A 15,354-nucleotide genomic window follows, 5' to 3' on the forward strand; every position below is an offset into this window, starting at 1 on the left:
TTCGGTTGTTATGACTGCCACGGAAATCATTCATATTATCGGCACTGCCGCATTTGCTTTGTCAGGCTATCTGGTTGGCGTGCGCAAACGCTTGGATATGTTGGGCGTGTTGATTCTTGCTTTACTCACTGCGGTGGGTGGCGGGATTATGCGTGATGCCATTATCGGGCGCATTCCGTTGGTGTTTACCCAAAACACGGCATGGGTGGTAATCGGTATTACTTTATTGCTGGCTTGGTTGTTTAAGTTGCAGAAAAGCAGGAAGCGGGAGCTGGCGGCTGTATTCGTGTGGGCGGACTCTTTAGGCTTGGTGGCGTTTACGATTACCGGGGCGCAATTGGGTTTGTCGCTGGACTTGAATATTTTCGGCGTGGTGATGCTCGGATTTATCACGGCGGTGGGCGGCGGGATTGTGCGCGATATGCTCGTGAACGATATTCCAATGATCTTACGTAAGGATTTTTATGGAACGGTGGCGGTGATTATCAGCTTGCTAATGTATTTTTTGAATATGTTGGGCTGGATTAATCCGCTGGTGTTGAACTTGTTGCTGGTTGCCGGTTATGCTTTGCGTTTGTGGGCCCATCGTGTGTCTTGGGCGTTGCCGCGTTTTTGATCATCGGTTGAGATAAACAATGCCTGTCTGAAAACGAGCAACGCGGGTTTCTGCGAAGCTCAAACTTTTCAGACAGGCATTGTTTATGGATGCGTTATATCAGCACCACATCATATTGCTCTTGCGTGTAGCTGTTTTCCACAGCCAGCGAGATCGGTTTGCCGATAAAGTCGATCAGCAGCGCGAGCGATTGAGATTCTTCGTCTAAAAACAAATCAATCACTTCGGGCGAGGCGAGAATGCGGAACTGCTTCACATCAAAGCGGCGGCTTTCGCGTACGATTTCGCGCTGGATTTCGTAGCACACGGTTTGCGGTGTTTTCAGGCGGCCGCGCCCTTGGCAGGTGGGGCAGGGTTCGCATAACACATGGCTCAAGCTTTCGCGCGTGCGTTTGCGGGTAAGCTCGACCAGGCCGAGGCTGGTGAAGCCGTTGAGCGTTACGCGGGTGCGGTCGAAACTCAGGGCTTTGGCCAGCTCTTGCAACACGGCTTCGCGATGGTTATCCGACACCATATCGATAAAATCGATAATCACGATACCGCCGATATTGCGCAGGCGAAGCTCGCGGGCGATGGCATGGCAGGCTTCGAGGTTGGTTTTGAAAATGGTTTCGTCAAAGTTGCGTGCGCCGACAAAGCCGCCGGTGTTCACATCGATGGTGGTCATCGCTTCGGTGGATTCGATAATCAGGTAGCTGCCGAAATTGAGTGAAACGCGCGGTTGCAAGGCGCGGTTGATTTCCTGTTCCACATTATGGGTTTCAAACAAAGGCCGCTCGCCCGTGAACCATTCGATTTTCTCCGCCGCACCTTGCACATATTGGGCGGCGAATTCACACATTTTCTGGTGGTTTTCTTTTGAATCGACCAGAATTTTGACCGTATTGTCGCTGAACATGTCGCGTAACACGCGCAGCGACAAAGGCAGATCCTGATACAACATGGTTTCGGCAGGCCGGGTTTTTGCCTGATATTGGATATTCGCCCACACTTTGGTCAAGTATTCGATATCGGCCTGCAGTTCGGCATCGGTGGCTGTTTCGGCACTGGTGCGGATGATGTAGCCGCCATGGTTTTCTTTGGGCAGCAGGTTTTCCAAGCGCTGGCGGAGTTGGTTGCGCTCTTCCTCATCTTCAATACGTTGGGAAATGCCGATATGGCTGTCTTGCGGCAGATGCACGAGAAAGCGGCCGGCCAGTGAAATCTGGGTGGAAAGCCGTGCGCCTTTGCTGTTGAGCGGGTCTTTAATCACTTGAACCAAAACGGTTTGCCCTTCAAACAGCATGTGCTCGATGCGCTGGTCGGCATCCGGATTCTGTCGCTGCTCCAATACATCGACAATATGCAGAAACGCAGCGCGCTCCAAACCAATGTCGATAAACGCACTCTGCATGCCCGGCAATACGCGGCGCACAATGCCCAAATAAATATTGCCCACCAAGCTATGGCCGCTGTTGCGCTCGATATGCAGCTCGCAAATATTGTTTTCCTCAACAATGGCCACACGGCTCTCTTGCGGAGTGATATTGACCAATATGGTTTCCGGAGGGCGCACAATATCCTTGTGCAAAGGAATGCTGGATAACATAAATCACTTTCTGAATTCAAAAATTTTCTGCCGCAGATTCTTAAGGCTAAAAAGCTGTGGCAGAACATTCTTGTGTTGATTAATTAGGTAATTTGCCTACATCCTTTCAGACAGGCATCCCGTATTATAGGAAAGAGCGGCGTTGTGGCAAAGCAGCATTTTTGTTTAATGTGAAGTGCATACAAAATTCACGCTCCATACTAAGGTTTTTATAGCTGTGAACACTATTTCATACATGGCGGAGAACAGCAGGCTCTACACATGGTACGGCAAAGCGGGTCAAAGCATTATGAAATGTTAAGTTTCGCCGCTGTACCGTTTTTCAGACAGGCATTCGGTATAATGCCTGTCTGAAAACCACACACAAAAAAAGGATATATTCATGGCAGCCGCACCCGAGGCCAAATACACAGAAGAGACTGTTTTGTGGGTTAAGCACCACACGCCCAAGCTCATCACATTCGCGATTACCCGCCCCGAAAGCTACCGCTTTTCCGCAGGCCAGTTTTCACGCCTCGGATTCCGCGACGGAGAAGGCTTTATCTGGCGCGCCTACTCTGTCGTCTCTGCCGAATATGCAGATACGCTTGAATATTTTGCCGTGTTGATACAGGGCGGCCCCATGTCGGCTAAGTTGGCGGAAATGAAAGAGGGCGACACCATTCTGCTTGATAAAAATGCCATCGGCTTTTTGTTGCCCGAGCGTTTTCCCGACGGCAAAGACTTGGTGATGCTCTGCACAGGTTCGGGCATCGCACCGTTTTTATCCATTTTAGAGCAGCCCGAAATCTGGCAGCGTTTCGACCGCCTCGCGCTTGTACATTCGGTATCTTATGCTGACGAACTGATTTTCAACGACCGAATCGCTGCCCTTGCCGAACACCCATTGATTGACGAACATTTCCACAAACTGGTTTTCGTGCCCGTTGTTACCCGCGAAACCACCAAAGGCGCACTCGGCAAACGCCTGCCCGAACTTTTGAAAAACGGCGAACTTGCCGCAGCATTCGATATGCAGTTCACTCCAGCTGATACCCGCTTCATGATCTGCGGCAACCCCGCCATGGTCAAAGACACTTTCCAAGCCTTGCTCGACATGGGTTTCGCCATGCACCGCAACCGCGTACCGGGGCAGATAATGATGGAAAACGGGTTTTAAACACAAGGCTGCAAATATGGTTTTGTTTTTGGATTTTGATGGGGTACTGCATCCGTGGCCGTTTAAGAAGCGGGCAGATTGTTTCAGCCAAGTGCCTGTGTTGGAAGCGTTTTTGAGCAGGCCGGAATATGCGGATATTGATGTTGTTGTGTCTTCGTCTTGGCGGGAAGGGCGTGGGTTGGCGGAATTGCAGGTGCTGTTTTCGCCTGAATTCGGACGGCGGATTATTGGTGCGACGCCGGTGTTTCGTAAGCAGACGGAAAAGGGTGTGCGCGAGCGTGAGATTTTGGCTTGGTTGGAACAAAACGGCAGGAAAGATAAGGATTGGCTGGCTTTGGATGATTTGGAAGGTTTTTTCGATCAGCATAAAGATAAAGTTTTTTTCTGCGACAACAGCACGGGGCTGACGGAAGATGATTTGCCTGCTTTGGCGGTGATGTTGAACCGTGTTTTAGGGTACTGATTTTTCAGACAGGCATTTGGAATGCCTGTCTGAAAATAGGGATAAATCTGAAAGTGTTTGTTTTTAATGTGTTAATGCCGTAAACCGATGACGCCTGAAACGAAAAAACTGCTGAAAATCACGGATACTGCTGCACAGAAGCTGGAGAAGCTCGGCTTGCACAGCGCGTGGGACGTGGTGCTGCATTTGCCGCTGCGTTATGAAGATGAAACGCATATTACGCCGATTGCAGATGCGCCTTTGGGCGTGCCTTGTCAGGTTGAAGGTGTGGTGGTGCGGCAGGATGTTCAGTTTAAACCGCGCAAGCAGCTGATTGTGCAGATTCGTGATGATGCGGGCAAGGTGCTGTTTTTGCGGTTTATTCATTTTTATGCCAGTACGCAGAAGCAGCTGGCGCAAGGGCGGCGGGTGCGTGCGGTGGGGGAAATCAAGCATGGTTTTTTCGGTAATGAGATGATCCACCCGAAAATCAGGGATGCCGAAAACACAGGCTTGTCTGAAAGCCTCACGCCGGTTTATCCCACGGTAAACGGCCTGAACCAGCCGACTTTGCGCCGGATCATCCAAACGGCGCTTGATGCGGTGTCGCTGCATGATACTTTGCCCGATGCTTTATTATCCGAGTTGAAGCTGCCAGGCTTGGCCGAAAGCCTGCGTTTGTTGCATGCGCCGCCGCCGGAATACAGCATTACCCGCTTGGCCGACGGTGCTTTGCCGGCGTGGCAGCGTTTGAAGTTTGATGAATTGTTGGCGCAGCAGCTTTCCATGCGGCTTGCCCGACAAAAGCGCATCAACGGGCAGGCGAAACCTTTACACGGCGATGGCAGCTTGAGCGATAAATTGTTGGCGAATCTGCCGTTTGGTTTAACCGGCGCTCAGACGCGGGTGCTGGATGAAATCCGCTCGGATATGCGGCAGCCGCACCCGATGCACCGCCTGCTGCAAGGCGATGTGGGCAGCGGAAAAACCATTGTGGCGGCTTTATCTGCGCTAACTGCGGTTGAGGCCGGTTTTCAAGTGGCGGTTATGGCGCCCACTGAAATTCTGGCCGAGCAGCATTATATGAAGTTCAAACAATGGTTTGGCGCTTTAGGCTTGGACGTGGCATGGCTGACGGGCAGCGGGCGCAAGAAAATGAAAGAGCAAACCAAGGCTCTGCTGGAAAGCGGCGATGTCAAGATAGCGGTTGGCACGCATGCTTTGTTTCAAGACGATGTGCAGTTTCAGAATTTGGGCTTGGTGATTGTGGACGAGCAACACCGTTTCGGCGTGGCGCAGCGTTTGGCCTTGAAAAACAAAGGGCAGGATGTGCACCAACTGATGATGTCGGCTACGCCGATTCCGCGTACGCTGGCTATGAGTTTTTTTGCCGACTTGGATGTGTCGGTGATTGACGAGCTGCCGCCGGGGCGCACGCCGGTGAAAACCCGCTTGGTCAACAGCTTGCGGCGCGCGGAAGTGGAGCAGTTTGTGCTCGGCACCTGTGAAAAAGGGCAGCAGGCATATTGGGTGTGCCCTTTGATTGAGGAAAGTGAAACCTTGCAGCTGCAAACAGCGGTGGATACGCAGCTAGAGCTGCAACAGGCTTTGCCCATGCTGAACATAGGTTTGCTGCACGGAAAAATGAAGGCGGCGGAAAAAGCGGCGGTGATGGAAGATTTTTCCGCAGGCAAAATTCATGTGTTGGTGGCGACCACGGTTATCGAAGTGGGTGTGGACGTGCCGAATGCCAGCCTGATGGTGATTGAGCATGCCGAGCGCATGGGTTTGTCGCAATTGCACCAGTTGCGTGGCAGGGTGGGGCGCGGCGCGGCGGCGAGCAGCTGCGTGCTCTTGTTCTCCGAGCCTTTGAGCGAACTGGCCAAAGCGCGCTTGAAAGTGATTTACGAGCATACCGACGGCTTTGAAATCGCCCGTCAGGATTTGAATATCCGCGGCCCGGGCGAGTTTCTCGGTGCGCGGCAGAGCGGGGTGCCGATGCTGCGTTTTGCCAATTTGGAGGAAGACATGCGCCTGCTGGAGCTGGCGCGCGGTATTGCGCCGAAGCTGATTGCCGAAAGGCCGGATATTGTGGATGCGCATCTGGATAGATGGCTGGGTATCCGCGAAGGTTATTTGGGCGTGTAGTTTTGTTTTCAGACAGGCATGATGAATGCCTGTCTGAAAACATTTACAGGAAAATTGCTTCTGCCGAATCTTGCGGCTAATGATTGTTTGACCTTAAGATTTATTTTTTTCTAAGTTCCGTCATACTCGGGCTTGACCCGAGTATCTCAAGTTACTGCAAGCCTGAGTATGACGAACGTGCTATTTTTAAGTTTATTTGCCAGAGATCTCCCATACAATTTAATCTCTTTTCAGACAGGCATACCGGTAATGCCTGTCTGAAAGTGCATTCAATCCCAACGGAGTTTTCCATGAAACCGAAGCAGCTCACGCCGCAGCAGCAAAAAATCCAGCAACAGCTCAATAAAATTTCCGCCCGTTTTAAGGAATATTCGGCTGCGGGTCATTTTCAGCAGGCGATGAAGGAGGCTTTAAAAGCGCATAAATTAGCGCCGAACTCTACCGCGCCTTTAAGTGATGCGGCAACCATGGCAGTAAAAAGCGGTTTGTGGGATGAAGGCATTAAGTATGCCAAGCAGGTGTTGAAGCGCGACCCGAAGCATATCAATGCCCACGATGCTTTGTCGCATGCCTATGATGGTAAAAAAGATTGGGCGGGCTGTGGCAAATATGGTTTGCGCGCATTGGAGCTGCGGGATGAAATTTACGGCCAAGCCTGCCCCGAGCTGCCGAAAATCGAGCCGAAGAAAGCGGGCAAAAAAATCATTTCGTTCTCGCTGTTCGGCGCAAGTTCCGCGTATGGGGAGCCGGCCGTGATGAATGCCGAACTGTGCCCGTTGGTTTATCCCGGTTGGGTGTGCCGCTTTTATATTGATGAGAGCGTGCCGGAACATGTGGTCAGCCGTTTGAAAGAGGCGGGCGCGGAAGTGGTGCAGGTGGATGAAACGCTGCGAAGCTGGCCGGGTACGCTTTGGCGTTTTCTGGCGGCGGATGATGCGGATGCCGCTTATGTGGTATTTCGCGATGCGGATTCGGTGATTTCACAGCGGGAAGCGAAAGCTGTGGCAGCATGGCTGGAAAGCGGTAAGCTGTTCCATACCATGCGCGATGCAGGTACGCACACCGAGCTGATTTTGGCGGGTTTATGGGGCATGGCGGCAGGAGCGGTGCCGGATATGAGAGGCAAGATTGAGGCCTATCTGAAAAAGCCTTTGGAGTCGCGCCATTTTGCCGATCAGTTTTTCCTGCGTGAAAACATTTGGCCTTATGTGCGCCAAAGCGTGTGCGCACATGACCGCTTGTTTGGTTTTACGGATGCGGCAGACTTTCCCGAAACATGGGAAAACTTTGATCCTGACCGGCATCATGTCGGCTGCGATGAAGGCAATTCGCATATTTCCGCCGCGCTCAACCTGCCTGAAGGCAGCCGGATTCTTTGGCGTTTGTTTACCCGCATTTCGCCTTTGTTTGGCGAAAACTATGAAGAAATTGTGAATGAGCAGGAGCGCTTGGTGTGCGCATATGAAACAACGGTGCAAAACGGCGGATTAAGTGCTTATATCCCGCGCCGTTATTCTAAAGGTGTGGAAAGGGGGTTGACTAAAATAACAGTGGCTCCGCTGGGCTAGTATAGTGAGTGATGAAATTGAATCTTGCATTCAAAGCCCGCTTGCACTGCCGTGTGATTTCCGCATTGTTTGCGGCTCGCCACCTTATATGAAAAGCTTATTTTCACAGCTATAAGAAGCACAATGCCTGTCTGAAAGTTTTCAGACAGGCATTGTATTTTATCTAACTGCTTAGATTAACGACGGCCTTGAACGTTGTATTTTTTCTCAAGCGAGGCAAACAACCAGCTCAGGCACATGGTCATCGCCAGATAAATCAGGGCAATGGTATAAAGCGGTTCTTCATAGATGGAATAGCGGCCGGAAATGGTTTTTTGCACATAGGCCAGTTCGGCAACGGCGATAACCGAAATCAGCGAGCTGTCCTTCAGTAAAGTAATAAACTCGCTGGCCAATGGCGGCAACATACGGCGGGTTGCCTGAGGCAGAATCACATAACGCATGGCTTGCGGATAGCTCAAGCCAAGTGAACGTGCCGCTTCCATTTGGCCTTTGTCGATGGATTGGATGCCGGCGCGGAAAATTTCGGTGATATACGCACCTGCGTTTACGGTAAGCGCCAACACACCGGCAATCAGCGCGCCGTAATTGCGGCGGATTTCATTGGCTTCTGCGCCGCTGATGAGTATGCCGCCGTCGTAGCTTACTAAAATCGGAAACCAGACAAAGTGCCAAATAAAGATTTGTACGAATAAAGGCGTGCCGCGAAAGAGGGTAACGTATATGGTGGTAATGGTGCGCAGCAGGCTTACTAAAAGTTTCAGCGGCCAGCCGCCTTTTTCAACGCGTATGATGCGGGCCAATGCGCCGAACAGGCCGAGTATGGTGCCGCCGAAGGTAGCCGCTACGGTTAATCCCAGAGTGGTGAGCGCTCCGTAAAGAAACATCCAACGGTATTCGTAGATGATGTCGAATCTGAAATCCATAATTTTTTCTTTAGAAAAACAGCAGTTAAGGGCGCGTGCAAGCGCTTAAATAAAAAGTAAACCCAGTATTTTACAAGAAAATACAATTGAAAGGTTTTTTAATTTTGTGTTTTACATAAATTCTTTCAGACAGGCATTTAAAAGGGATTAAGCAGCCGCATCGGATTGTCGTAAAGCGGGCATAACGTTTAAAATAGCGGGTTTTGATTAATACTACTTAGAAAAATCACATGGAAATCTGGTTCGGCTTAAACCGCAAGCCTGTTTTTGCTCAAGGGGTTGCTGCAACCATCGGTAATTTCGACGGGGTTCATCTGGGGCATCTTCATATTCTGCGGCGCTTGAAAGAAGAAGCGCAGAAGCGCAGCCTGCCGGCGGTGGCGATTGTGTTCGAGCCGCAGCCGCCTGAGTTTTTTGCGCGTAAATTCAACAAGCCTTTGCCTTTCCGGCTCAGCCCGTTGCGCGATAAATTGATGCTGCTGGAAGCAACCGGCTGCCTGGATGCGGTTTGGGTGTTGCGCTTTAATCAGAGTTTTGCCGATATTCCCGCGCAAACCTTTATTGACCGCTTGCTGCGTCAAAGCTTGGATACCCGCTATCTTTTGGTAGGCGATGATTTCCGTTTCGGAGCAGGGCGGGAAGGCGATTTTGCGATGTTGCAAAGCCAGCAAGGCATGTTCACAGAGCGTACGCCTTCCGTGCTGATTGAGAATATGCGGGTTAGCAGCACTGCGGTGCGCCAGGCTTTGGCGGGCGGTTTGCTGGATTGCGCAAGCAGCCTGCTCGGCCATGATTATGTGCTTAGCGGGCGTGTCAAACACGGAGCCAAATTGGGGAGGACGATCGGCAGCCCTACGGCCAACATTCATTTGCCTAACCATCATTATGCTTTGAGCGGTGTATTTGTGGTGGAAGCAGAAGGCAGCTTCGGCAGAAAACGCGGCGTGGCCAGTTTTGGCGTCAATCCCACTGTTTCTCAAACCAGCCGGCAAAAGCTTGAAGTTCATCTGTTTGATTTTGATGGAAATATCTATGGCGAGCGGCTGCATGTTCATTTTCTGCACAAATTGCGCAACGAAGAAAAATTTCCCGATATAAAAAGCATGATGGTGCAGATTCAGGCCGACATGGCCGAAGCAAGAAGCTGGCAGCCGATGCCTGTCTGAAAGCCCTTATAAAATCAAGGCAATTCCGTTACAATAGTTTTATTTTCTTTACTTTAAAATATCGGGCCGGCGGTTTAATCTGAGCCGGACCGAGCAACACAGCGACAGAGAACCAAAATGACCGACTACAGCAAAACCGTAAACCTGCTTGAAAGCCCGTTTCCTATGCGCGGCAATTTGGCCAAGCGCGAACCTGCGTGGCTGAAAAGCTGGTACGAGCAGAAACGTTACCAAAAATTGCGCGAGAAAGCGCAAGGCCGCCCGAAGTTTGTGCTGCATGACGGCCCGCCTTATGCCAACGGTGACATCCATATCGGTCATGCCGCCAATAAAATTTTGAAAGACATTATCGTCCGCAGCAAAACGTTGGCCGGATTCGATGCGCCTTATGTGCCGGGTTGGGACTGCCACGGCCTGCCCATCGAATTAATGGTGGAAAAGCTGCACGGCAAATCTATTCCGGCCTCCAAGTTCCGCGAATTGTGCCGCGAATATGCTACCGAGCAAATCGCGCGTCAGAAAAAAGACTTTATCCGCTTGGGCGTGATGGGTGATTGGGAAAATCCTTATCTCACCATGAACTACCAAACGGAAGCGGATACCGTGCGTGCGCTGGGCGAAATTTATAAAGCGGGCTATCTGTATCGCGGTGAAAAACCGGTTCAGTTTTGTTTGGATTGCGGCTCTTCGCTGGCTGAAGCGGAAGTGGAATATAAAGATAAAGTTTCCCATGCCATTGATGTGGCTTACCTGTTTCAAGACAATGCCGCTGTAGCCAAAGCGTTTGGCCTGTCTGAAATCAGCGGGAATGTTTTTGCCGTTATCTGGACCACCACGCCATGGACGCTGCCGGCCAGTCAGGCGATAGCGGCCGGTGCAGATGTGGTTTACCAACTGATTGATACGCCCAAAGGTAAATTGGTTTTGGCAAAAGATCTGGCTGAAGACGCGGTTAAACGCTATGGGTTTGAATCAGGTCAAACGCAAGTCTTAGCCGAAACCAGCGGCAGCAAGCTTGAGCATTTGCATTTGAACCACCCGTTTTTAGAGCGTGATATTACGGTGCTCAACGGTGAGCACGTTACCACCGATGCCGGTACGGGTTTGGTGCACAGCGCACCGGCTCACGGTTTGGAAGATTATTTTGTATGCTTGAAATACGGCATACAGCTTTACAATCCGGTTAACGGCGAAGGTCGCTATATTTCCGAAATGCCGCGTGTAGCTGGTATGACCGTATGGGAAGCCAATCCGGTTATTATTGAATGGCTGGAAGAAGAAGGCAAGCTACTGGCAAACAATAAAATCGAACACAGCTATGCACATTGCTGGCGACATAAAACGCCTTTGATTTACCGCGCAACCGGCCAATGGTTTATCGGTATGGATAAAACCGGCGCTGATGGAAAAACTTTGCGCGATAAAGCCATGAAAGCGGTGGATAACACCGAGTTTTTCCCTGCTTGGGGGCGTGCGCGTTTGGAAGCTATGATCGAAGGGCGCCCCGATTGGGTGGTTTCCCGCCAGCGCAACTGGGGCACGCCCATGACTTTTTTCATCCATAAAGAAACCGGCGAACTGCATCCGCGTTCGGCTGAGCTTTTGGAAGAGGTTGCCAAAAAAATTGAGCAAAAAGGTATCGAAGCGTGGTTTGCCTTGGATAAGCATGAATTGTTGGGCGAAGAAGCCGAACAATATGAAAAGCTTTCCGATACCATGGATGTGTGGTTCGATTCCGGCAGCACCCACTTTTCTGTGTTGAGAAGGCGTGAAGAGTTGGTTTGGCCTGCCGATTTGTATCTCGAAGGCAGCGACCAGCACCGCGGCTGGTTCCAGTCGTCTATGTTGACAGGTTGCTCTACGGTTGGTCGTGCGCCATATAAGCAATTGTTAACCCATGGCTTTGTGGTTGACCAAAACGGCCGTAAGATGTCCAAATCATTGGGCAATGTGGTGGCACCTCAAGAAGTGTATAACGAGTTCGGCGCCGATATCCTCCGTTTGTGGACAGCTTCTACCGATTATTCCGGCGAGCTGGCGATTTCTAAGGAAATTTTGAAACGCGTAACTGAAAGCTATCGCCGTATCCGCAATACTTTGAGCTTTTTATTTGCCAATTTGAGTGATTTCCACCCTATGGATGATGCGGTTCCACAAGACCAAATGGTGGAAATTGACCGTTATGCCATGGTGCTGGTGCGCCGCCTGCAAGAGCGTTTGGCCGGTGATTACTATCCGCGTTATGCGTTTCACTTTGCGGTAAAAGATATTGTGGCATTCTGTTCAGAGGATTTGGGTGCATTCTATCTTGATATTTTGAAAGATCGCTTGTACACCACTAAGGCAGACAGCCACGCCCGCCGTAGCGCGCAAACCGCTCTTTACCATATTACCCGCAGCCTTGTGTTGCTGATTTCCCCGATTCTCTGCTTCACTGCCGAAGAGGCTTGGGACATTATCGGCGGTGGAGAAGAAGACAGCGTTTTGTTCCACACTCTGCACGAATTTCCTGCAATGAATGAAAAAAGTGAAGCTGAGTTGGTGCGCAAATGGGAAGCTGTGCGCCAAGCGCGCGAGGCTGTAACCGCTGCTATCGAACCTTTGCGTGTTGATAAAACGGTCGGTTCATCTTTGCAGGCAGAAGTAGAGATTACCGCGCCGGAGGAGTTGGCCGGTTATCTGAAAGCGTTAGGTGATGAATTGCGCTTTGTGTTATTGGTGTCTAAAGCAACCGTTAACAAAGGCAGCGAGCTTTCTGTAATTGCTAAAGTGAGCAATGGAGAAAAATGTGAACGCTGTTGGCATTACACCGATGATATCGGCGCTGTTGCCGGGCATTCGACTATTTGTAAACGTTGCGCCGGGAATATTGACGGAGAAGGCGAACATCGCGATTATGCATAAAGCCTTTGTCAGTTAATCAATATAATGCCTGTCTGAAAAAGTTTTCAGACAGGCATTCATGTTTTGGATGGCTTAAAAGGCCGTGTATGGCGCTGCATGAACCGTTCGGCTTGCAGAGCTAATTGTTTGTAGCAATGTGTTATAAACTATATATAAAGATTAATATGCTTATATCTTAATTTGATATATAACATTTTGAATCGTTGAAATGTTTTTCGGGTTGTTAAGGAAAAACATGATGAAGTTAATTACACTTGACTACATTTTTGCTATAATGCGCGCGGTCGCTGCATGAGGCAGATAGTTAAGCCACTTTGAGCAGTAACTGTGCTGGTGTATCTGAATTATATTTATTTTGCTCCGCCGGTTTGCTCTGTTTTCAGTGGATTGATTAAAATTTGTACAAACCAACAAAATTAAAAAGGAAATACACAATGGGCATTAAAGTTGCCATTAATGGATATGGTCGTATCGGTCGCCAAGTATTGCGCGCTATCTATGATTACAAATTGGAAGATCAATTGGAAGTGGTGGCGGTAAATGCCAGTGGTTCTTTGGAAACCAACGCACACTTAACCGTTTTCGACAGTGTACACGGCCGTTTTAATGCGGATGTGAAGCATGATGATAAAAATCTGATTATCAATGGTAAAACAATTGCATTCTTCTCTACCCGTAATCCTCTGGAATTGCCTTGGAAAGATTTGGGTGTAGATTTGGTATTCGAATGCACCGGTGCGTTTACCAGCAAAGCTAAAGCACAGGCGCACTTGGAAGCAGGTGCCAAAAAGGTATTGATTTCCGCGCCGGGTGAAGCTGATGTGGACGCAACCGTAGTGTACGGTGTGAACCATGATGTAATTACGCCCGAGATGACCGTAGTATCCAATGCATCTTGTACAACCAACTGCTTGTCTCCGGTAGCTAAAGCGCTTCATGATGGCCTCGGTATCGAAAAAGGTGTGGTTACCACAATTCACTCTTTAACTAACGACCAAAACGTTACCGATGTGCGCCATAAAGATTTACGCCGCGCGCGCAGCGGCGTAGCAAACCTGATTCCTACCAAAACCGGTGCTGCTAAAGCGGTAGGCTTGGTGTTGCCCTCATTGAAAGGTAAGCTGGATGGTTTGGCTATCCGTGTGCCGACGATTAACGTGTCTTTGGTAGACCTTTCGTTTACTGCCGCCCGCGATACCTCTGTTGAAGAAGTTAACCAAATTTTGAAAGAAGCTTCAGAAGGCTATTTGAAAGGTGTGTTGGGCTACAACACGTTGCCTTTGGTATCTATGGACTTCAACCACACAACTCAAGCCAGTTTTTTTGATGCGACGCTGACTAAAGTGGTTGCCGGTAACTCTGTTAAAGTATTCGCTTGGTATGATAACGAATGGGGCTTCAGTTGCCAGATGTTGAATACCGCACGCGTTATGTTCGGTTTGGAAGTGCGTCCTTTTTCTGTGTAATACCGAATAAACAGCGCATTTAAAATGTTGGATGCCTGTCTGAAAGTGAAGTTAAGCTTTCAGATAGGCATTGTTTTATTATATATGGTCAATCAGCTTAACTTCAGTTCAAAAAATTAATTTGATTAACTATAGTCAAGCTGAATCATAGCGATATGGCAAATAAACTTTATTTTTGTCATGTCTCCGTTATGCTCGGCTTGAACCGAACATCCCCTAAAGTTACAGGAACTCAAGATACTCGGGGCAAGCTTGAGTATGACGGGTGTGCTAATTTTTAAGTTTATTTGCTATAAGGGAGCGAATGGGCAATGCCTGTCTGAAAAAGGTCTTCAGACAGGCATTTATTTGGTTAGGTTTATCAATTTTATTATGATTTTTGGGTTATTTGATAATTTTCAAAGTCGTAGCCGGAAATAGTGTTTCGGTTATTTCCTTAAAGCTTTGGGTAACACAAAAACAATGCTTTCTTCTACACCGGCACCTTCCTCAACGGTTTTGTGTCCCCAATCCTGAATGGTTCGGATGACTTCTTGGACTAGCACTTCGGGAGCGGAAGCGCCCGCCGTAATGCCCACTTTATTTTTGCCATTGAACCATTCTTGCTTCAGATAAGAGGCGTTGTCTACCATATAAGCATCCACACCGCGCAATTTGGCAACTTCGCGCAAGCGGTTGCTGTTGGAAGAATTGGGCGAGCCAACTACGATGACAATGTCGCATTCGGCTGCAAGATTTTTCACGGCTTCCTGACGGTTGGTTGTAGCGTAGCAAATGTCTTCTTTGTGTGGGCTGCGGATGTTGGGAAAACGCACCTTTAAAGCCGCAATAATATCTTTGGTTTCATCTACCGAAAGCGTGGTTTGGCTGACATGGGAGAGTTTTTCAGGATCAGCCACTTGCAATTTAGCTACATCCTCTACGGTTTCGACCAGCAGCATTGCTCCTTCCGGTAACTGCCCCATTGTGCCTTCTACTTCAGGGTGGCCTGCGTGACCGATCATGATAATTTGATAGCCTTGTGAATCTAAGCGAGCCACTTCTTTATGCACTTTGGTAACCAGAGGGCAGGTTGCATCAAAAACTTGAAAGCCGCGTGCTTCAGCTTCTTCCTGCACTGCTTTAGATACTCCGTGTGCTGAGTAGATAAGCGTGGCACCTTCTGGTACATCGGCTAAATCTTCAATAAAAACGGCACCTTTTTCGCGAAGATTGTCGACCACAAATTTGTTGTGTACTACTTCGTGCCGCACATAAATGGGTGCGCCGAATTCTTCAAGAGCACGTTCTACAATGCTGATAGCACGGTCAACACCTGCGCAGAAGCCGCGCGGGTTGGCCAGCATGATGGTTTTATCTGCCATGATTAAG

Annotated in this window: 11 protein-coding genes; 8 read left to right on the forward strand and 3 right to left on the reverse strand. The window is 49.4% G+C overall.

The genetic code is table 11. From position 1 onward, the window contains the following. Positions 1 to 10: 10 nt before the first annotated feature. Positions 11 to 616, forward strand: a complete 606-nt coding sequence (locus AKG09_RS01105) for a trimeric intracellular cation channel family protein (RefSeq protein ID WP_054617663.1) — start codon at positions 11 to 13, stop codon at positions 614 to 616. Between the two features lie 94 nt (positions 617 to 710). Here the strand turns inward: AKG09_RS01105 and rng are convergent, their stop codons facing one another. Further along, a complete protein-coding gene (rng, locus tag AKG09_RS01110) occupies positions 711 to 2,204 on the reverse strand; it encodes a ribonuclease G (protein ID WP_054617664.1) in 1,494 nt (497 codons plus the stop codon). Positions 2,205 to 2,586: 382 nt separating this feature from the next. On the opposite strand from rng, the gene AKG09_RS01115 reads away from it, so the two are divergent. From AKG09_RS01115 to AKG09_RS01130, 4 genes are all read left to right on the forward strand, one after another. Beyond that, positions 2,587 to 3,363, forward strand: coding sequence for a ferredoxin--NADP reductase (locus AKG09_RS01115; protein WP_054617665.1), 777 nt, complete (start codon positions 2,587 to 2,589; stop codon positions 3,361 to 3,363). 16 nt (positions 3,364 to 3,379) lie between these two features. Further along, positions 3,380 to 3,826: an HAD domain-containing protein gene (locus AKG09_RS01120; protein WP_054617666.1), complete on the forward strand. Its 447-nt coding sequence runs from the start codon at positions 3,380 to 3,382 to the stop codon at positions 3,824 to 3,826. An 87-nt stretch (positions 3,827 to 3,913) separates the two neighbouring features. Then, a complete protein-coding gene (gene recG / locus AKG09_RS01125) occupies positions 3,914 to 5,953 on the forward strand; it encodes an ATP-dependent DNA helicase RecG (RefSeq protein WP_054617667.1) in 2,040 nt (679 codons plus the stop codon). Positions 5,954 to 6,243: 290 nt separating this feature from the next. Next, complete coding sequence (locus tag AKG09_RS01130; protein ID WP_054617668.1) at positions 6,244 to 7,521, forward strand: hypothetical protein; 1,278 nt, start codon at positions 6,244 to 6,246, stop codon at positions 7,519 to 7,521. 176 nt (positions 7,522 to 7,697) lie between these two features. On the opposite strand, the gene AKG09_RS01135 is transcribed toward AKG09_RS01130, so the two are convergent. Continuing rightward, positions 7,698 to 8,447, reverse strand: coding sequence for an amino acid ABC transporter permease (locus tag AKG09_RS01135; RefSeq protein WP_054617669.1), 750 nt, complete (start codon positions 8,445 to 8,447; stop codon positions 7,698 to 7,700). Between the two features lie 230 nt (positions 8,448 to 8,677). Between AKG09_RS01135 and ribF the strand changes: the two genes are divergently transcribed. From ribF to gap, 3 genes are all read left to right on the forward strand, one after another. Further along, positions 8,678 to 9,613: a bifunctional riboflavin kinase/FAD synthetase gene (ribF, locus tag AKG09_RS01140; protein ID WP_054617670.1), complete on the forward strand. Its 936-nt coding sequence runs from the start codon at positions 8,678 to 8,680 to the stop codon at positions 9,611 to 9,613. 117 nt (positions 9,614 to 9,730) lie between these two features. Next, on the forward strand, positions 9,731 to 12,517 hold the full coding sequence (gene ileS, locus AKG09_RS01145; RefSeq protein WP_054617671.1) for an isoleucine--tRNA ligase: 2,787 nt from the start codon (positions 9,731 to 9,733) through the stop codon (positions 12,515 to 12,517). A gap of 434 nt (positions 12,518 to 12,951) precedes the next feature. Next, positions 12,952 to 13,983, forward strand: coding sequence for a type I glyceraldehyde-3-phosphate dehydrogenase (gene gap, locus AKG09_RS01150; RefSeq protein WP_054617672.1), 1,032 nt, complete (start codon positions 12,952 to 12,954; stop codon positions 13,981 to 13,983). A gap of 428 nt (positions 13,984 to 14,411) precedes the next feature. Here the strand turns inward: gap and ispH are convergent, their stop codons facing one another. Then, on the reverse strand, positions 14,412 to 15,347 hold the full coding sequence (ispH, locus tag AKG09_RS01155; RefSeq protein ID WP_054617673.1) for a 4-hydroxy-3-methylbut-2-enyl diphosphate reductase: 936 nt from the start codon (positions 15,345 to 15,347) through the stop codon (positions 14,412 to 14,414). Positions 15,348 to 15,354: the final 7 nt, after the last annotated feature.

The sequence above is a fragment of the Neisseria sp. 83E34 genome, assembly GCF_001308015.1.
Taxonomy (GTDB): domain Bacteria; phylum Pseudomonadota; class Gammaproteobacteria; order Burkholderiales; family Neisseriaceae; genus Neisseria.

Excerpts from the sequence above, each read along its gene's own strand:
- AKG09_RS01105 (WP_054617663.1), top strand. The coding sequence starts at position 11 with ATGACTGCCACGGAAATCATTCATATTATCGGCACTGCCGCATTTGCT.
- rng (WP_054617664.1), bottom strand. The coding sequence starts at position 2,204 with ATGTTATCCAGCATTCCTTTGCACAAGGATATTGTGCGCCCTCCGGAA.
- AKG09_RS01115 (WP_054617665.1), top strand. The coding sequence starts at position 2,587 with ATGGCAGCCGCACCCGAGGCCAAATACACAGAAGAGACTGTTTTGTGG.
- AKG09_RS01120 (WP_054617666.1), top strand. The coding sequence starts at position 3,380 with ATGGTTTTGTTTTTGGATTTTGATGGGGTACTGCATCCGTGGCCGTTT.
- recG (WP_054617667.1), top strand. The coding sequence starts at position 3,914 with ATGACGCCTGAAACGAAAAAACTGCTGAAAATCACGGATACTGCTGCA.
- AKG09_RS01130 (WP_054617668.1), top strand. The coding sequence starts at position 6,244 with ATGAAACCGAAGCAGCTCACGCCGCAGCAGCAAAAAATCCAGCAACAG.
- AKG09_RS01135 (WP_054617669.1), bottom strand. The coding sequence starts at position 8,447 with ATGGATTTCAGATTCGACATCATCTACGAATACCGTTGGATGTTTCTT.
- ribF (WP_054617670.1), top strand. The coding sequence starts at position 8,678 with ATGGAAATCTGGTTCGGCTTAAACCGCAAGCCTGTTTTTGCTCAAGGG.
- ileS (WP_054617671.1), top strand. The coding sequence starts at position 9,731 with ATGACCGACTACAGCAAAACCGTAAACCTGCTTGAAAGCCCGTTTCCT.
- gap (WP_054617672.1), top strand. The coding sequence starts at position 12,952 with ATGGGCATTAAAGTTGCCATTAATGGATATGGTCGTATCGGTCGCCAA.
- ispH (WP_054617673.1), bottom strand. The coding sequence starts at position 15,347 with ATGGCAGATAAAACCATCATGCTGGCCAACCCGCGCGGCTTCTGCGCA.